This is a genomic window from Chryseobacterium sp. CS3K3.1, from assembly GCF_059515165.1.
In genome coordinates this window covers 91,150-109,448 of sequence record NZ_JCAKRV010000016.1, presented here as the reverse complement: position 1 = coordinate 109,448, position 18,299 = coordinate 91,150, and the positions used below count along the sequence as shown (strand labels likewise).

Below are 18,299 nucleotides of genomic sequence, written 5' to 3'. Positions count from 1 at the left end.
TAGAAAATGACTATATTTGTTGTTGAAAAATAAAACAACCTAAATATTGTCAAATGAAGAAGCCGGCTGCGGATCGTATTCTGATGTTTTTAAAGATGAGAGGTGAGGCTACATCACTTCTTATTGCTGAAGAATTGTCGATCACCAAAGAAGGGGCAAGAAAACATTTACTGAATCTTGCTCAGGAAGGATTGATCCGGTCTTCGGTGAAGAGCGAAGGGGTTGGGCGTCCATCTACGTACTATACTCTAACAGAGAAAGGATTGGCTCAGTTTCCGGATACCCATGCGGATGTTACGGTTCAGATTTTGAAATCCGTAAAAAACCTGTTGGGTGAAAATGCTCTGGATTTATTAATCAGTGACCGGGAAAAAAATACCCATGAGCGTTATGAAAAAGTACTTTCAAAGGCAGAATCACTGGAACAGCGCCTCGAATCTCTTTCAAAAGTACGTAGTGATGAAGGCTATATGGCGGAATGGAAAAAAGAAGGGGAAGACTATTATCTGATTGAAAATCATTGTCCGATATGCGCTGCAGCAACAGAATGCCAGGGTTTCTGCCGTGCAGAGCTATCCAATTTCCAATCCCTGATAGGAAAGAAGTATACAGTGGAAAGAATAGATCATATTATTTCCGGAGGGCAGCGTTGTGTGTATAAAATCAGCCAATAATTAATCATTCATCGCTTATAATTTATCATTCAAAATGGCTTTAAAAGCAGTAATATTTGATATGGACGGTGTTCTGGTAGACTCAGAAAAATTCTGGACCCAGGCAGAACTGGATGTATTTTCATCCTATGGAGTGCAGGTTACGGATGATCTTGCGGCACAAACCAAATATATGACGACTCAGGAAGTAACCGAATTCTGGTATAAAAGATTTCCCTGGGAAAATTTTGATGCCTGTGATCTGGAAAATAAAGTGGTTACAAGAGTAATCGAAATGATACAAATTGAAAACTGTACCATGTCTGGTGTAGAGAAGTTTATTAAAAATCTTAAGAACAAAGACTACAAAATAGGGCTGGCTACCAATGCTCCTTTACGGGTAGCCCATGCGGTGCTTGAAAAGCTTCAGGTTCATGACCTGTTTGATACCATTCACTCATCAGAGTTTGAAACTCAGGGAAAACCTCATCCTGCCGTATATCTTACTTCTGCAAAAAATCTTGGAGTTTCCCCGGAACACTGTATTGCTATTGAAGACAGTCAGTCAGGATTAAAGGCGGCAAAAGAAGCCGGAATGCAGACCATCATTTTTACCAATAATGATGAAAGTATAGATTCAAACCTTGCCGATTTTAAAATCCTGGATTTTAATACAGTTTTTCTGCCGTTATTTGATGAGTAGTCAATAGTGAATAGTCAATCCGCTTCGCTGTGAATGTTAAATGATGTTACAAAATGGACTATTGACTGCGTAGCAAATTTACTATTGACATTAAAGTGAAAGGTGAATGGTGAATCCGCTCCGCTGTGAATTTAAAAGGTGGTATAAAAATTGACCATTGACTACGCAGCAAATTGACTATTGAGGAACCTCCGCATCTCGTATCTCGTATCCCGAACCTCATAACCCCGTATCTCAACCTCAATACCTCGTCAAAACCTCCATCAACAACAGAATAGAAACCAGCTTTTTAGACGACTTATACTCCGGATTAAGCTGTTCACGGATTTCTCCCAAAGCTTTGCTTAATTTATTACTTACTGTTTTATTGCTGAGTCCCAGCGCTTCTGCTGTTTCATTCACAGACATATTTTTCCTGATTCTCATATCGTATACCTGCTGTTCCGTTGGGGGAAGCTGGGAAACGACTTCATCAATCATAGTCAATAAAGCACTGATCTCATTTTCTTCAAGAATTTCAAAATACTCGGAATCTGCTATTTCTATTTCATTCGGAATATCAAACTCGTCAATACTCAGCGTAGGTGGCGCTTTTTTGTAGCTGTTATAAAAATCAATAATCCGGTAATGAAGATGACGGAGAAGGTAGCCTTTGGCACTTTCTGTATCATCGGTTTGTATGGCATCCGTATTCTCAAGAATCTTCATCCACAGGTTCTGGAGGATTTCTTCAGAAACTTCCTTATCCCGTGTCCGTACATAAACAAAGCGGTACAGACTATCCCAATACCGGTCATACAGCAGCATAAATGCAGGGCGGTCGCCTGATTTTATTTTCTTTAATAATATATAGTCTGTTGGGCTCATATTGTGATACAAAATTACCTAAAGGAAAATTAACTTTTTGTGAACTTTGGGTGTGATAAGATTAAATATTTCTGAAAAACAGGCCGAAAATTGAACGTTAATGTTGAGTAAATGTGAAATATGACGAAAATTATTAACAATTTGATTGTAATGTGAATATAACGTTAAGAATGCCCCGGGGAAGTTTTTCATTTTCACTGTCTTATAGATAGAAGTATCTGTGAATACATGAAAGACCCCTATGAAAAAACTTTTACCATATAAAAATATTGAAGCCTTTGTTTTCAGACTTTGGGAACGGGAAGTTTCGGAAGACTCAATTTCTGAAAAAGAAAATGAACTTTTAAAACAGTGGAAAAATCTTGCAGAAAAAGATCTGGATATTGTGCATCTTAAAGAATCCAGAGAAAGGGTATTATCCGGACTGGAAAATTACTTTTCTCAAAAAGATATTGTGTCTATCCCGTCAGCAAAAAGTTTTAGAACACATCTTTATAAAATTGCAGCAGTTATTATTCTGCTTTTGTCATTGGGCGGAGTTTTTACGTACACCTTATTTATTAAGCCAGATGTGTATCTTGCAAAATCCGGAAACCGTATTGTTCACCTTGAAGATGGATCTGTAGTTACGCTCTTACCAGGTGCAGAACTTACTGTCGAAAAATCTTTTCCTGCGTCCACCAGAGTCGTGGATTTAAAAGGAGATGCGATATTCTCTGTGGCAAAATCTAAAAAACATCCATTCATCGTTCGTGCGGATGGCTTCAGTACCAAAGTATTGGGAACGGTATTTAAGATTTCACAGTCAGGTAAGAAAAAAGCGGTTGATCTTTACGAAGGAAAGGTGGCTGTATCCACTCCCGGGGTTCCGGTTTCTTTCCTTAAGCCTAATCAGAAGTGGACCAACTTCGGAGTTGCTCATACTACGGCAGTTATTTCACTGAAACCTGTAAAAAATTCAGCAGGCAGAATTGCGTCAATATTGTCTCTGAGTTTTAACGATGTTCCTTTAAAGGAAGTAGTAGCAGTCCTGGAAAGCAATTATCATACAAAGGTTCAATATCCTAAGGAAGCTGAAGATAAAAAGATTACTGCTGATTTCACGGGAGGGACGGTCGGAGAAAATATTGAATCGCTGGCTTTCATCCTGGGACTGGAAGTACAGAAAAAAGAAAACACCTATATCCTTAAGAAATAAATCATTATAAAAAATAAATAATCATAATCAAGAGAACACTATTAAGTATGAAAAGTTTGAAATGTGGGATTACCATAGCAGCCTTATTTTTTACTGTAGCCGCAGAAGCTCAGGAGCTGGTTCAGAAAGTGACATTTTCTGTACCTGCCAACAGACCGTTGATTGAAGTTTTAGAAGAATTTGCAGGAAAAACGGGGATGAGACTGGCTTATTCCAAAGTGGATATTAAAGAGCTGAAGGTAAAAGGAGTGAAATGCGAAAATACTTCTGTCAACAACTGTCTGAAGGACATTACCAACGGGCTTCCCGTTATATACCGACTGCATGGTGATCTTATTTCGATAAAATATGAAAGTTCAAATATTTCCGTACCGGGAAAGGGACGTATTTCCGGTAAAATAGTGGATGAGGTGGGAAATCCCGTTACCGGAGCACAAGTTAATATTGCTCAGAAAACTGTGGTAACAGACAATAACGGAGATTTTACCATAGATCTTCCTTCCGGAACTTATAATCTGACCATAAAAGCTCCCAGATATAATACGCTGAGAGTTGAAAAATTGTCTGTTATCAATAACGAAACCAGTTCTGTCTCATTTGCTTTAAACAAAGCTTCCGATAAAATTACAGATATCAAAGAAGTTGTGATTACGGCAGCCCGTAAAGCAGATACTCAGGCGGGACTTCTTGCCCAGCAGAAGAAAGCAGCCCAGATGAGTGATGGTATTTCAGCGGAACAGATTTCCAAGACACCCGACAGCGATGTGGGAGGAACTTTGAAAAGGGTAACAGGAATTACCACCATTGATAATAAATATGTAGTGGTAAGATCCATGGGAGAACGTTGGAACACCGCGGCCATGGACGGAATCAACCTACCCAGCACGGAAGCGTATAATCAGAACTTTTCATTTGATATCATTCCTACGGCAATGGTAGAAAGTGTGGTGGTAAGCAAATCTGCCACTCCTGATATGAATGCCAGCTTTGCCGGAGGTTACGTAGAAGTGAGAACCAAGGATATTCCCAATGAAAACTTTACAACCGTTACATTAGGAACTTCATATAACGATCAGTCGGCCTTCAAAGAATTTCTGACCCGCAAGCGGGGAAAGTACGATTATTTCGGATATGATGACGGAACAAGAGATTTTCCCAAAGGACTGGAGCCGATGAACTGGACAGATCCAAGGTTTTTTGAACAGTCCAGGCAGTTTACCAATGACAATTTCAGCACCTATAAAACCAGAGGTGATATGGGATCTAATATACAGCTGGCATTAGGAAGAACATATGCTCTTAAAAACAATAATAAATGGGGATTTGCCGGAGCATTTGTCATCAGAAATGAACAGAATAAACTGGATATTGACCATACGGGAAGAGGAAACTGGCTGGATACTACCGGACCTTATGTCGCGGATTGGGAAACAAAGGGAGTAGCTCCGATACCATTTTATAATTTCAAAAACAAAGGAGCTTCCTATAATTATAACTCTACGTTGGCAGGGATGCTCAATTTTGGACTCCAGCTGGGAAAAAACAGAATTTCATTCCGGAATTCATATACCCATATTTTTGATAATACATTAACAAGAGTTACAGGTTGGAATGAATATACCACTGGTAGTGCCATGGCATCCAATGCAGAACTAGCCTATAATTATTTTTATAACGGTGTCATCCCCAATAATGATCCGGCTCAGATCAAAAACTTAGACAGACCTTATACTGATAATACCAATTATCCCATCTTTCAGACCCTTTTGCAAAATAAACTGGAAGGGAATCACAAAATAGGCAATACTGAAGTCAGCTGGTTTGCAGCAAGAACGGGCATAACGTCTGATACGAAAGATTATACCCAATATCTGACCCTTTATGATTTTATTGGAAGTGAAATTCTGACCTATCATAAAATTTATAATACCGGCGGAAATTTCTACAGAGGATATATCGCCAACAAAGAAACCGATTACAATTACGGAGCTTCAGTGAAATGGGATCTGGATACAGGAAATTTTAAAAATACGGTGAAGACAGGATATGCAGGAACATTAAAGAATAACACCAACCAGCAGCAGAAGTTCTTCTTAAGGGTAGATGAGAACCGGGATGTTCCGAATAGCGAAAAAAATTACCTGACGATGTATGGTACCCTTGCGGATTGGTTCAATGGATCTCAATATGTACCGGGAGGTATCGGATGGGAAACCAAGGCATTGTATAAAAATGATCAATATGAAGGAGAAGTAAAACAGCATGCGGTTTTTGTGATGTTTGATAACCGTTGGAAGAAATTAAGATTAGTTTGGGGACTTCGTGCAGAATACTTTAAATATGATCTTATCTCACAGCAATTGGACCCAACTGATACAAAGAATGTTGAAAGAGCAGCCATTGAGGATAAACCATGGCAATGGATGCCTTCTGCAAATTTTACCTACAGCCCTACCAATAAAATCAATTTCAGGCTTGCCTATAATAAATCTGTTATCCGTCCGCAGTTTAATGAAAGAACGGGGCTTCCTTATTTCGATCCGGTGGCCAACGGTTTGATTTATAATACAGAAATGACCTCTTCTGTTATTAATAATTATGATTTCAAATTTGAATGGTTTCCCGGCCTTGGAGAAATATTTTCCGCAGGACTTTACTATAAAAATATAGACAGACCCATAGAACGTGAAGGGCATATTTCCAGTGAAGGAAATCTGTATCTCTATAACGGTAATTCAAAAAATGCAAAGCTGGCCGGAGTTGAAGCAGAAGTCAGAAAGAATTTAGGATTTATTGCAGAAGGAACTTTTCTGGAAAAACTTTTCATAAGCGGAAACTTTACCTATAATCATACGAAAGTAATAGCTTTTAAGGATATCTATAAAACAGGGGACAATGATGAAACCTATGAAGTAAAACGTCCGTTGTACGGGCAGACTCCATATGCCTATAACCTTGGATTGACCTATGATGGCGACCGCTTGGGACTGAGCTTTTTATACAATGCAAAAGGTGACCAGTACATTACCGTCGGGTATGCTTACAAGGGAGAAGAAATACAGCGTCCTTATGCTGTAGCAGACGCACAGATCTCCTATAAATTTCTTCGCAATAAAAACCTTGAATTAAAATTCAATGCAAGAAACTTATTCAACAGGGTGAAAGAATACTATAACAATTACAATTCCTACTCAATACCGCTTGGATTGGGTAGTGCCATCGGAACGGAACGAGAAGCCTGGGGACTTTTACCCGGTGCAACAGACAGATACGATAAGAATATTGATAAGATTATGTTTCGGGCTTACAGCGGAAGAATGTTCAGCCTAAGTGTAAACTATATGTTTTAGAAAGTGAATATGCCCAGTACAACAATAGAAAGATATCTTAATGATAGAAACGTACAGGTTTCGGGAACCTGATCAAAAACTGAAGAATACTGATGATGCGCACAGCAGTACAGTTCTGAGAAAACCGGACGTTAACAGCTTTTCCCAGGCATTAACGATTTTCATGGGAACGCCCGCAATGCAGCTCCTCCTGCAGCGATGGGATGAACACCAAAAAACAAATCGAAGGAATAGAGAGGAGGATATTCCTGAATAAAAAACTGATCTGGTATAAAAATAACACAACCGGATTTATTAAAAATTATAACAATGAAAAGACTAACTCTAATTGCAGTGGCAGCATTATCTCTTACAGCTTGTCAAAATGATCAACTGGCAGATTCATCTTCTCCGTTCGAAATGAAATCTACTTCTGCTGAGTACCTTACAGCTTCTGCTCTTCCGGTAACTACCGTAAGTGGTGCTATTACTTCAAATACTACATGGAGTGGAGTAGTTGAATTAGATGGAATTGTAACTGTAAAAAATGGTGCTACATTAACCATTCAGCCTGGTACATTCATTAAAGCCAAGCCAAGCGCAAACAATACAGCTACCGGAGTTTTGGTAATTGCTAAAACAGGAAAAATCAATGCAGCGGGTACAGAAGCTCAGCCCATTATTTTCACCAGCTACAAATTGTTAGACGGAAACGAAGATACAACTGCTGCTCCTGGTGACTTCGGAGGTGTTGTTATATTGGGTGATGCGCCTACAAACACTCCATTCACAAAAACAATTGAAGGATTATCCGGTCCTGATTTCTATTACGGAGGTACCAATGCTTCTCACAACGGAGGAACATTAAAATATGTTCGTATCGAGTTTGCAGGATATGATCTTTTAGCTCCGAATTCAGGTAACGAAATCAACGGTCTTACGTTAGGAGGAGTTGGAAACGGAACTACTTTAGATCATATTCAGGTTTCTTTTGGAAAAGATGACTCTTTTGAATTCTTCGGAGGAACTGTAAACGCTTCAAACCTTGTTTCTTTTGCTGCTGATGACGATAACTTCGACTTCGATAACGGATATACAGGAACAATTACTTGTGCATTAGCTTTGGCAGATTACAACTCTACACACAGTCTTAGCGGAGCAAGCCCGGATTCTAACGGGATCGAGCTTGATAACAACGCAGAAGGTTCTTCTACAACATTGTTGACTCATCCGGTGATCAACAATCTTACTATTATCGGTGCCAAGAACTCTTCTAAAGGCGTTTTATATGAAAACGGTATCCACATCAGAAGACACGGAAGATTAACATTAAATAACGCTGTCGTTACAGGTTACCCTGTGGGTATCAAAGTAGAAGGTACAGGTTCTGAACTTTCTTCAGCTTCAGCATACAGCACCATCCAGGTTCACGGATTTACTACTTCAGTTACAGGTACAGGTACAGCAGGAATTCCTGCAGCTAACCTGGCGACTGGTACTCCAGCATCTCTATGGGGTATGAGCCAGCCTTTCTTCAACGAAGGTGGTTGGAATGTTTCTCCAAGAAACTGTGGAAACTTCCAGGGACTTTGGACAAAATACAACTTCTCCATTGTAGAATAATAAAAACTTTAAAAAGCAGGGAACAGCACATGCTGATTCCTTGCTTTTACTTCAAAAATTTTAATCATCAGCATTATGAAAAAAATAATTTTATCATCTGTTCTGTTTTTATCCCACCTGGCTGCAGCACAGTCTCTGGTATGGGGAAATTCGTTTGATACTCCTGCCGATCTTCAGGGCTGGACTTTTCATGACCTGAACAACAATGGCAACGGATGGGTACAGGGGCAGAACATTTATCACAACGGAACTACCTTGGCCTATGGAACTGCAGGTGTTCTACGCCATTCTATCAATTTGGTTCCAACTGGAAATGCTAACGGATTTACCACAGAAAATGACTGGATTATTTCTCCTCAGATTGACCTTACCAATATTGCAGGAACCATTACGCTGGCCGCTTATATCGGGAGACAGAGATCTACTCACACGATTGTTGCCAGAGAACTTTTTATCTATGTAAGCACACCGCAGAAAGAAGTTCCGACATTATCAGACTTTCAGGCGATGACCGTAGATGCAGACGGAAATGATGTTCAGAGTATCTATAAAATACAGGTAGGTGACTCAGCAAATCCTTTTCCGGCAGATCTTACCCAGTTTGTAGAATCCCTTGTAGATCTTTCTGCTTTTGCAGGGAAAAAGATTTATATCGGAATGTGGTCAAACAGAAAAACGAGCGGAAATAATGTCCAGAACATCAATATTGATGAAATAGGAATTTTTAATACACCATCTTTGGGAACTAAGGATGTAAAAAGAAACAAAATTGTAACACAAATAGCAGAAAATCCGGTTAGAGAATCTTTACAGATGCAGCTTAATCCGGCATTGAAAGAAAATACAACTGTAGTGAATATTTACAATGCAGCGGGACAAAAAGTATTAACCACTCAGTATTCTAAAGCGATTAATACAGCAATCCTTATATCGGGAGCGTATATCGCAGAAATTACAGATGGAAAGATTACGGAAAGGCTGAAGTTTATTAAAAAATAATCATTCTATCCCCTTGGAATCTGATTTTAGGAACACCATGAAATTTTAAATAAATAACGGAGAGTCTTTGAAAAAAGCTATCCGGAACATATCCAACTAGTTTTTTTATAATTATATATTGCCCGGCCCATGGGCCGGGCAATATTTTAAAGTTTTACAAGAAATAATTGAAGAAAGATGAACAAAATCTTCGCATTACTACTGTTTTTCACTGTACTGTTTTCATGTACGGACAATAATACGATGGAGCTGTATGATAAAGTACAGAAACCAGGAGACGTTAATATCAAGGGATTTTCCAAACCTGATGTACTTCAGCTGAGGTTGAACGGACAGCCTGTATCTATTGATGGAAAAACATCTTACACCAATAAAATAGAAACCCGGCTTCAGTTTGTACTGGATCAGGGAGAAATCAATAAATTGTCTGTCTATAATTATGAAACAGGCGCTGAAATTGCAAAATACAATATTACCTATGACAATATAAATGATTATAAAAACCTGTATTTCTTTAATCTCCCCGGAATCTATCTGCAGACCTATGCCGTAAAACCCCAGGTAAATCTGGGAAAAGTAGGTTTTGAATTTATTTTTCCCAACCTGGGTGAATTTTCCGGAACCTCTCTGAAAGAGACAAAAGGTATTTTGAAAAGAGAAAACGGAGTCGTGCTTGCCGAGTTTGACAATATTGGAAAAGACAACTTTACGGCAGTGAAAATCTATAGTTTTTTCAGCTCGACAGCTCCCATATATCTTGAATTATACAAACCGGGAACGACAGAGCCTTATGCGGGATCAAAAATGATTCAGGTGAAATTAAAACAACATACAGGCGCTAATATGATTGTTCTTCAGGAAAAAATGGAAAATGGAGAATGGGTGGTAAAAGGAGATATCGATATAGCAGAATATCTGTGATTTGCGTATGAAAAGCTTTTTAAAACTTCAATGTATTGCGGCCGCAGTCCTTCTTATTTCGTGTACCAATAATAACGACGAAAGCGCACCCGTATTTCCGGAAGGAAGTACAGAATCCGTGAATCTGTGGGTTCAGGACAGTATGAAAAGATACTATTACTGGGCAGATGAGATGCCTGCAAAGCCGGATTATAAGCTTCCTGTAAAAGATTTTTTTAAAAGCCTATTGTCTTCAAAGGACCGGTTTTCTTTCATGGTGAATACGGAAGATTCTTCTTCTTATCCACGTTCGATAAGGAATATGTACGGTTTTGATTATACCATTGTTCAGCTTGCTAATAATGAAGTGGTTACTGTAGTGAAGCTGGTGCTTCAAAATTCCCCGGCTTTCAATGCAGGGCTGGAAAGGGGAATGATCATTACCAAAGTGAATGGAATAGCAATGACAGCCGCAAATGCCGAAGCAATGGCTTCATCCATTAAAGATCAGACCGTTGTAGAGCTTACCGTTGGAAAGTGGCAAAACGGAGGCGTTACGGATGAAAAAAATATTACCGTTTATTATGGTTTCTCTTTTGAACAGCCTGTTTTATCGAAAATTTTTGAGAAAAACGGAAAAAAAGTGGGCTATCTCTACATCTATGATTTCCCTGACGGAATGACGCAGACGCTATATCAAAAGTTTGGGGAATTGAAGGCCGCCGGAGTAAAGGAATTAATTCTGGATCTTCGATACAATTATGGAGGCTCGGTGTCATCTGCCGCAGCACTGTGTTCACTGATTCCTTCAGGACTATCATCCGCCTCGCCGTTCATCATTTTTAAAGGAAATAAAAACGGAGGGGAAGTAAAAAGAACATTTGCCCAGCAAATTGCCTATGATCCCAAAGCGTTGGACTTTGCAACGTTGCGTGCGAATGCGCTGGGATTACAGAAAGTATATATCCTCACATCGAACAGTACGGCATCTGCTGCTGAGATTGTTGTGAATAATCTCAAACCTTATATGCAGGTGATTCAGATAGGGGATATTACGCTGGGGAAAGATATGGCCGGATTTGTAGTGGAAGACAAGCGTAAACCCAGAAAAATTTCCTGGCAGATTCATCCGGTGATCTATAAAGTCTTTAATGCCAGCGGAGCCGGAGAATACAGTAGTGGAATTTCCCCGCAGAGCAATGTCAATGAATTTGCCGGACTGCCATTATTACCTTTGGGAGATCCCAATGAAACCCTTATTTCTTCTGCACTTAACGGTGGTTATTTCAAATCAGCGGGTCATGAAAAGAATGGAAATATCAAAATTTTATTTCAAAGTGATGTACCTCCCGTAATGATGGAAAAATAATTTGAATGGAAAAGACAAAGAAAGAAAATGAATGTCAATATTTTAAACCATTAAGAAGCTTGAAGAAATAAAGTAAAGTTAATACGAAGCTTGTCTTCATAATCTTAACACCTTAATACCATCTTAATGGTTCAAGAAAAAATTTAAAAGATTTATTTAATAGTAAAAAAATAATATATCGAATAGTAAAAGAATAAGATATTTTGCCTTTTATCTATTTAAAAACACAATAAAATCATAAAATCATGCAGGGAATAGAACCAAAACTTCACATGAACCTGACCAGCCGTATTGAATATTACCGTCTGCTGATAGAAGCTGCGGAAGATCCTGAAAGCCAGCCTTCGGAGGTGATTACCCAAATTTCAGAACTGGGACATCTGTACGAAGAGTATTTGCTTAACAAGAAAAATCTGGAAAACAGCATCAAAAACTACCGGGCCTATCATAACGATTTGAGAAAAAAGCTCACGTCAAGACTGAGGGAGCTCAGAAGAAAGGCAAGACAGAAATAAAGCCCGGAATGTACTTTATCGGTTGATTTTACGGTGAAATTCATACCTTTATGACATCAAGCAGAAGGATGAAAGACTTATGAATTTTACTCAGACAGAACTTTCCGGTTATTTACAGGTATTTTGGCAGTTTTCCTGGCTGCAATGGATGATATTCAGCCTGATTGCCAATATTTTCCTCTACCTGTTTTCCATAGGTTTATATATTTTTATCGAGAAGACTTGTCGTAAAAGTCAGCTGCAGGAGAAGAATCATCCTGTCACCGGATCCGATTTTTATCTTAGTCTGCTTACAATATTGTGTAACAGCTTTGTCATGTTACTCGGAGCTTTTTTATGGAAAAAAGGATGGATTGTGCTGGGACATACAGAATCAGTAATTGGCATAACAGCGGAAGTTGCTGTTTTACTTCTTTTGATGGATTTTTTGATGTATCTCTTCCATTTTACGGCACATTTACCCTTCATCTATAAAATGCTCCATGGAAAACATCATCAGCATGTCAGTACCAATTTTTTGAGCCTTTTTGTTCTGGATCCTTTGGAAACCATAAGGTTTGGACTAATGATGCTGGTTATACTCATAGGATATGATTTCTCTGTCATTTCGATTTCCATCTATCTTTTGCTTAATCTGATCTGGGGAACGATAGGGCATCTGAACAGAGAATTTTTTCCGGTGTCTTTTGACCGCTTTTTTGTGGGAACAACCAGGTTTCATAACCAGCACCATTTGGATGAAAGTAAAAACTTTGGATTTTATACTTCAATCTGGGACAGGTTATTCGGGACGTATAAGTAACTATGGATACTACAGTTTTATATTATTCAAAACTTTACCCAGCAGATAATTAAAATTTTCGAGTTCTTTAGAAGTGAGTATAGAAGCTGTCTGCCGTGTAATATTCTTACGGAATGTTTCCGAATTTTCTATGATAAATCGTCCTTTGTCGGTGACCGAAAGATTAAATTTCCTGTGATCTTTTTCCTCCTGTTTTCTGATAATAAAATCATGAGTGATCAAAAATTTCAACTGTTTCGAAATGGCAGCCTGACTGATATTAAATGCTGACGATATTTCTCCCCCTGTGGCTGTTCCTTTTCTTAAAATAAATTCAATAATATTATAATGGGCTGCGGTGACTCCGTTAATATCACCCCGGTTCATGTGAGCCAGAATAAGGCATTGGAAATCAGTAAATGTGTTAAAAAATTCTTTTTCAATGGGTTTCATTACAAATATGCTTAACTTAGTTAAATATTAACAAAGTTAAGTATTTTTATCATGGAAAATATAGAAATTACGAACGCCCGTCAGAATAATCTCAAAAATATTTCCATAAAAATTCCAAAGTACAGGATCGTGGTTTTTACGGGAGTATCGGGATCGGGAAAATCATCTTTGGTCTTTGAAACGATTGGGGCTGAAGCACAAAGACAGATTAACGAGACCCAGAACAGCTTTATCAGAAACCGATTGCAGCATTATGGCCTTCCGGATGTCGATAAAATTGAAAACCTTAATGTTCCAATCATTATCAATCAAAAACAGTTAGGCGGAAATGCCAGATCTACGGTAGGAACGGCAGCGGATGTGTCTGCTTCTTTAAGACTTTTGTTTTCCAGAATGGGAGAGCCGTTTGTAGGATATTCCAATGTATTTTCATTCAATCACCCGCAGGGAATGTGTCCTGAATGTGAAGGATTGGGATTTGTTCAGACTTTGAATGTAAATACTTTGATTGATCGTGAAAAATCCTTACATGAAGGCGCCATCCGGTTTCCGACTTTCCAGCCTGGTGGATGGCGTTTAACAAGATATACTTTGTCCGGTTATTTCGATAATGATAAAAAATTAAAGGATTTCACCGATAAAGAATGGGAAACTTTGCTGTATGCACCGGAGCACAAACCTCAACATCCACATAAAGAATGGGGAAAAACGGTAAAATACGAAGGCATTGTTCCAAGAATTGAAAAAGCATTTTTAAAAAAAGATTCTAAAGAAAACATTACAAGAAAAGATGCTCTGAAGAATATTGTGATTACCAAAACGTGCCCGTCTTGCCAGGGAAAACGTCTGAATGAAAAAATCCTGTCCTGTAAAATTCAGGGAATGAATATCGCAGACTGTATGGCGCTTTCTGTAGATGAATTGCTGGAATTTATCAGTTCTCTGGACTCCGGTGCCTATGAAGTTATTATTAAGGAGCTTTCCGTAAAGCTGCAGAATATCATCACGATCGGATTACAGTATCTGACTCTTGACAGAAGTACCAATACGCTTTCCGGAGGAGAATCTCAGCGTATAAAAATGGTTCGGAGTCTGGGAAACAGCCTGGTAGATCTGTTGTATATTTTTGATGAACCCAGTATTGGACTTCATCCGAAGGATCTGCAGAATATCATCACTATTATTCAGCAGATCAGAGACAAAGGAAACTCTGTTTTAATCGTTGAGCATGATCCGGATCTGATCAGAATGGCGGACAGGGTGATTGATATAGGCCCTGGTTCAGGAAGAAATGGAGGAGAAGTGATCTATGACGGGACATTTAAAGATTTAAAAAAATCGAAAGGTAAAACAGGTTCTTATTTCGCAAAGAAACCTTCCATCAAACAAGAATTCAGAAAACCTGATGGCTATCTGGAAATTAAAAATGCCAACAGATATAATCTTAAAAATGTGACGGTAAATATTCCCACCGGGATAATAACAGTCGTAACCGGTGTTGCAGGATCCGGCAAAAGTACCCTGATAAATCGTATGCTCCCGGAACTCTATCCGGATGTAACTATTATTGATCAATCTTTGTTCGCTGCAAGTGCCCGCTCCAATTTGCTTACTTATCTCGGAATATCAGATAGTGTACGTAAGCTTTTTGCACAATCCAATCATGTTTCTGATAGACTGTTCAGCAGAAACAGTGATGGAGCCTGTAAAAATTGTAAAGGTTTGGGAATAGAAAAGATTGATCTGGCTTTTATGGATGATATTGAGCAGCCATGCGAGGTTTGCGGCGGATCGGGATTTGATCCTGATGTACTGCAATATGCCTACAACGGAAAAACAATTGCAGAAGTCATGAGCATGACGGTTTCTGAGGCTGCTGATTTTTTTAAGGAAGAATTGGTGCTCAGAAATTTTGATCTGCTGATACAATTAGGTCTTGATTATCTGACATTGGGGCAAAGACTGGACAGCTTTTCCGGAGGCGAAAGACAGCGCCTGAAACTCACAAGAGAACTGAAAAATACCAATCAGATCATTATTCTTGATGAACCGAGCACAGGGCTACATCCAAGCGATACCCAAAAACTGCTTGCGTTTTTTAATGGTCTTGCAGATCAGAATAATACGCTGATTGTTATCGAACACAATCTTGATATTATTTCCCAGGCAGACTGGATTATTGATATGGGACCGGGCGCAGGAAAATTTGGAGGTGAAGTATTGTTTGAAGGAACTCCGGTGGATCTTTTGAAAAATAAAACATCATTCACTGCAGAGTTTTTGAGGAAACATATTCAGTGAAAGGAATGAAAAATAAAGCGTATTAGAATGAGCTTTAGTTTATAAGAATGGAATTAAATTTTAACGCAAAGTTTAAGAGATAATTTTTTACTTTTAAGGTAGCAAAGAGCTGTAGCAAGCTGCTTAAAAAGCTTATAGATAAACACCAGCTTCATCGGTTGATTGCAAATCAACTCTTTCTTAGCTTCCTAAAATATTGCTACCCTTAGAATCAACTTTGCGTTGAAAAACTTTTAAGATGATAAACCATTAAGAAAACTGAAAAAAGATGGGCTTTACTTTGATGGATTTTTTTAAAACGCAAAGTTAAAAAATTAAGCTTTCTTATTTCTAAGGTAGCAAAGAGCTTCAGCAAGCTGCTTAAAAAGCTTATAGATAAACACCAGCTTCATCGGTTGATTGCAAATCAACTCTTTCTTAGCTTCCTAAAATATTGCTACCTTTAGAATCAACTTTTGGTTGAAAAACTTTTAAGATGATAAACTATTAAGAATAATGAAAAAAGATGGGCTTTACTTAGATGGATTTTTTTAAAACGCAAAGTTAAAAAATTAAGCTTTCTTATTTCTAAGGCAGCAAAGAGCTGCAGCAAGCTGCTTAAAAAGCTTATAGATAAACACCACAGCTTCATCGGTTGATTGCAAATCAACTCTTTCTTAGCTTCCTAAAATATTGCTACCTTTAGAATCAACTTTTGGTTGAAAAACTTTTAAGATGATAAACCATTGAGAAGAATGAAAAAAGATGGGCTCTACTTTGATGGATTTTTTTAAAACGCAAAGTTAAAAAATTAAGCTTTCTTATTTCTAAGGTATCAAAGAGCTGCAGCAAGCTGCTTAAAAAGCTTATAGATAAACACCACAGCTTCATCGGTTGATTGCAAATCAACTCTTTCTTAGCTTCCTAAAATATTGCTACCCTTAGAATCAACTTTGCGTTAAAAAACTTTTAAGATGATAAACCATTAAGAAAACTGAAAAAAGATGGGCTTTACTTAGATGGATTTTTTTAAAACGCAAAGTTAAAAAATTAAGCTTTCTTATTTCTAAGGTATCAAAGAGCTGCAGCAAGCTGCTTAAAAAGCTTATAGATAAACACCAGCTTCATCGGTTGATTGCAAATCAACTCTTTCTTAGCTTCCTAAAATATTGCTACCCTTAAAATCAGCTTTGCGTTGAAAAACTTTTAAGATGATAAACTATTAAGAATAATGAAAAAAGATGGGCTTTACTTAGATGGATTTTTTTAAAACGCAAAGTTAAAAAATTAAGCTTTCTTATTTCTAAGGCAGCAAAGAGCTGCAGCAAGCTGCTTAAAAAGCTTATAGATAAACACCAGCTTCATCGGTTGATTGCAAATCAACTCTTTCTTAGCTTCCTAAAATATTGCTACCTTTAGAATCAACTTTGCGTTGAAAAACTTTTAAGATGATAAACCATTAAGAAGAATGAAAAAATGAAGAGTATCAAGATGGGCAACCTGTCATTGCGAACCAAAAGTGAAGCAATCTCATACTTGTAACTCAACTTAATACTCTTAAAACCATCAGCCTTAATGGTTCAAAATTCTTTTATTTTCCAGCCTTTACCGCAGATTTAATGGCTTTTTCAATCACTCTCCAGTCATAATAATGAAATACTCGGCCATTGCTCATCGCAACAAAAACGCCTTTCGGGAATTTTGGACCCAAGTTAACATGGGTCACTTCAGAACCATCACTTTCTAATGTAGAAACAGGAATTTCTGCAATTCTGCCCTTTGATTGGTCTTCTCTTAAGTAGACATTGAAGGTATCATTTTGCTGGTTCGAAACCAGAATATAACCTTTTCCTTTATCAGTGGGATAGATGGAAATTCCTTCCACATCAGATTTAAAATCGCCTTTTCCGAAAACAGCTAATTCCTCATTACCTTTACCCGGATCAGCATAATATTTATGAACTCCAAACTGTTCATCAGAATAATAGATATAGCCCATTTCATCATCTACAGCAATGCTTTCAATCTCTTTCAAACCGCTGTATTTTCCAAATTTACGGACAACTTCTCCTGTGACAGACCCATTTTTCTCAGAAAGTTTATATTGCCAAAGGTAGCCATCACCTGGACCAGATTTTCTTCCGGCAATGACAAATATTTCTTCTGTCTGCGGATTTTTATACATGGAAACTCCCATCGGACCACGTTCCGTTTCTCCTTCAAATACAGAGATTTCTCCCACTTCTTTCAGTTCAGGAAGCGAATATAATTTTACTTTGTTCGTTTCCCTTTCCGTTACGGCAGCGATGTCTGTTTTCTTTCCATTTAAAATAAAACCATATTCAAGATCAACATTGTTGGGGCGCTTCAATCCTAATACTTTATGGATGATTTTCCCGTTAAGATCAAAGGCGTACAAACCTCCATCCGTATCTTTATCTGTGCCGATGATTATACTTTTTGAAGCATCCTGAGGATTGATCCATATGGCAGGATCGTCCGTATCATGAACCACTGTTTCTGTGATAACAGCAGGTTTTAATTTTTCTATGGCTTCTTTCTGCCCTTTGCAGCTGATCACAAAAGGAAGAACTGAAAGAGCCAGTATATAATGTAGGTTTTTCATGTT

General features: G+C 38.1%; 15 protein-coding genes. 12 read left to right on the top strand and 3 right to left on the bottom strand.

Annotated features, from left to right (window positions below):
- The first annotated feature begins 53 nt into the window (after nucleotides 1–53).
- Together AC5YGI_RS15605 and hxpB are read left to right on the top strand one after the other, a co-directional pair.
- On the top strand, nucleotides 54–674 hold the full coding sequence (locus AC5YGI_RS15605) for a helix-turn-helix transcriptional regulator (protein WP_330745992.1): 621 nt from the start codon (nucleotides 54–56) through the stop codon (nucleotides 672–674).
- 34 nt (nucleotides 675–708) lie between these two features.
- The gene (gene hxpB / locus AC5YGI_RS15600; protein ID WP_496168948.1) at nucleotides 709–1,356 is read left to right on the top strand and encodes a hexitol phosphatase HxpB; all 648 of its coding nucleotides are present in this window, start codon (nucleotides 709–711) and stop codon (nucleotides 1,354–1,356) included.
- Nucleotides 1,357–1,596: 240 nt separating this feature from the next.
- On the opposite strand, the gene AC5YGI_RS15595 is transcribed toward hxpB, so the two are convergent.
- Nucleotides 1,597–2,223, bottom strand: coding sequence for an RNA polymerase sigma factor (locus AC5YGI_RS15595; protein WP_330745994.1), 627 nt, complete (start codon nucleotides 2,221–2,223; stop codon nucleotides 1,597–1,599).
- 241 nt (nucleotides 2,224–2,464) lie between these two features.
- Between AC5YGI_RS15595 and AC5YGI_RS15590 the strand changes: the two genes are divergently transcribed.
- From AC5YGI_RS15590 to AC5YGI_RS15550, 9 genes are all read left to right on the top strand, one after another.
- Nucleotides 2,465–3,421 (top strand): FecR family protein, encoded by a 957-nt coding sequence (locus tag AC5YGI_RS15590; RefSeq protein WP_330745995.1) that lies wholly within the window; start codon nucleotides 2,465–2,467, stop codon nucleotides 3,419–3,421.
- 47 nt (nucleotides 3,422–3,468) lie between these two features.
- A complete protein-coding gene (locus tag AC5YGI_RS15585; protein ID WP_330745996.1) occupies nucleotides 3,469–6,771 on the top strand; it encodes a TonB-dependent receptor in 3,303 nt (1,100 codons plus the stop codon).
- Nucleotides 6,772–6,811: 40 nt separating this feature from the next.
- Complete coding sequence (locus AC5YGI_RS15580) at nucleotides 6,812–7,027, top strand: hypothetical protein (protein ID WP_330745997.1); 216 nt, start codon at nucleotides 6,812–6,814, stop codon at nucleotides 7,025–7,027.
- 53 nt (nucleotides 7,028–7,080) lie between these two features.
- Nucleotides 7,081–8,373: a beta-helix domain-containing protein gene (locus AC5YGI_RS15575; protein ID WP_227941570.1), complete on the top strand. Its 1,293-nt coding sequence runs from the start codon at nucleotides 7,081–7,083 to the stop codon at nucleotides 8,371–8,373.
- A 75-nt stretch (nucleotides 8,374–8,448) separates the two neighbouring features.
- On the top strand, nucleotides 8,449–9,372 hold the full coding sequence (locus AC5YGI_RS15570) for a T9SS-dependent choice-of-anchor J family protein (RefSeq protein ID WP_330745998.1): 924 nt from the start codon (nucleotides 8,449–8,451) through the stop codon (nucleotides 9,370–9,372).
- Nucleotides 9,373–9,549: 177 nt separating this feature from the next.
- Nucleotides 9,550–10,293: a hypothetical protein gene (locus tag AC5YGI_RS15565; RefSeq protein WP_330745999.1), complete on the top strand. Its 744-nt coding sequence runs from the start codon at nucleotides 9,550–9,552 to the stop codon at nucleotides 10,291–10,293.
- 7 nt (nucleotides 10,294–10,300) lie between these two features.
- Nucleotides 10,301–11,641, top strand: coding sequence for a S41 family peptidase (locus AC5YGI_RS15560; protein WP_496168947.1), 1,341 nt, complete (start codon nucleotides 10,301–10,303; stop codon nucleotides 11,639–11,641).
- A 245-nt stretch (nucleotides 11,642–11,886) separates the two neighbouring features.
- Nucleotides 11,887–12,156: a hypothetical protein gene (locus AC5YGI_RS15555; protein ID WP_062670440.1), complete on the top strand. Its 270-nt coding sequence runs from the start codon at nucleotides 11,887–11,889 to the stop codon at nucleotides 12,154–12,156.
- A gap of 79 nt (nucleotides 12,157–12,235) precedes the next feature.
- Nucleotides 12,236–12,958 (top strand): sterol desaturase family protein, encoded by a 723-nt coding sequence (locus AC5YGI_RS15550; protein WP_496168946.1) that lies wholly within the window; start codon nucleotides 12,236–12,238, stop codon nucleotides 12,956–12,958.
- 9 nt (nucleotides 12,959–12,967) lie between these two features.
- Here the strand turns inward: AC5YGI_RS15550 and AC5YGI_RS15545 are convergent, their stop codons facing one another.
- Nucleotides 12,968–13,390 (bottom strand): MarR family winged helix-turn-helix transcriptional regulator, encoded by a 423-nt coding sequence (locus AC5YGI_RS15545; RefSeq protein WP_330746003.1) that lies wholly within the window; start codon nucleotides 13,388–13,390, stop codon nucleotides 12,968–12,970.
- Nucleotides 13,391–13,441: 51 nt separating this feature from the next.
- Between AC5YGI_RS15545 and AC5YGI_RS15540 the strand changes: the two genes are divergently transcribed.
- Nucleotides 13,442–15,691, top strand: coding sequence for an ATP-binding cassette domain-containing protein (locus AC5YGI_RS15540; protein WP_496168945.1), 2,250 nt, complete (start codon nucleotides 13,442–13,444; stop codon nucleotides 15,689–15,691).
- Between the two features lie 1,570 nt (nucleotides 15,692–17,261).
- On the opposite strand, the gene AC5YGI_RS15535 is transcribed toward AC5YGI_RS15540, so the two are convergent.
- A complete protein-coding gene (locus tag AC5YGI_RS15535) occupies nucleotides 17,262–18,296 on the bottom strand; it encodes a phytase (RefSeq protein WP_496168944.1) in 1,035 nt (344 codons plus the stop codon).
- Nucleotides 18,297–18,299: the final 3 nt, after the last annotated feature.

Coding starts and splice junctions, on each gene's coding strand:
- AC5YGI_RS15590 (WP_330745995.1), top strand. CDS start 2,465: ATGAAAAAACTTTTACCATATAAAAATATTGAAGCCTTTGTTTTCAGA.
- AC5YGI_RS15535 (WP_496168944.1), bottom strand. CDS start 18,296: ATGAAAAACCTACATTATATACTGGCTCTTTCAGTTCTTCCTTTTGTG.
- AC5YGI_RS15570 (WP_330745998.1), top strand. CDS start 8,449: ATGAAAAAAATAATTTTATCATCTGTTCTGTTTTTATCCCACCTGGCT.
- hxpB (WP_496168948.1), top strand. CDS start 709: ATGGCTTTAAAAGCAGTAATATTTGATATGGACGGTGTTCTGGTAGAC.
- AC5YGI_RS15540 (WP_496168945.1), top strand. CDS start 13,442: ATGGAAAATATAGAAATTACGAACGCCCGTCAGAATAATCTCAAAAAT.
- AC5YGI_RS15585 (WP_330745996.1), top strand. CDS start 3,469: ATGAAAAGTTTGAAATGTGGGATTACCATAGCAGCCTTATTTTTTACT.
- AC5YGI_RS15555 (WP_062670440.1), top strand. CDS start 11,887: ATGCAGGGAATAGAACCAAAACTTCACATGAACCTGACCAGCCGTATT.
- AC5YGI_RS15595 (WP_330745994.1), bottom strand. CDS start 2,223: ATGAGCCCAACAGACTATATATTATTAAAGAAAATAAAATCAGGCGAC.
- AC5YGI_RS15545 (WP_330746003.1), bottom strand. CDS start 13,390: ATGAAACCCATTGAAAAAGAATTTTTTAACACATTTACTGATTTCCAA.
- AC5YGI_RS15575 (WP_227941570.1), top strand. CDS start 7,081: ATGAAAAGACTAACTCTAATTGCAGTGGCAGCATTATCTCTTACAGCT.
- AC5YGI_RS15550 (WP_496168946.1), top strand. CDS start 12,236: ATGAATTTTACTCAGACAGAACTTTCCGGTTATTTACAGGTATTTTGG.
- AC5YGI_RS15565 (WP_330745999.1), top strand. CDS start 9,550: ATGAACAAAATCTTCGCATTACTACTGTTTTTCACTGTACTGTTTTCA.
- AC5YGI_RS15580 (WP_330745997.1), top strand. CDS start 6,812: ATGATAGAAACGTACAGGTTTCGGGAACCTGATCAAAAACTGAAGAAT.
- AC5YGI_RS15560 (WP_496168947.1), top strand. CDS start 10,301: ATGAAAAGCTTTTTAAAACTTCAATGTATTGCGGCCGCAGTCCTTCTT.
- AC5YGI_RS15605 (WP_330745992.1), top strand. CDS start 54: ATGAAGAAGCCGGCTGCGGATCGTATTCTGATGTTTTTAAAGATGAGA.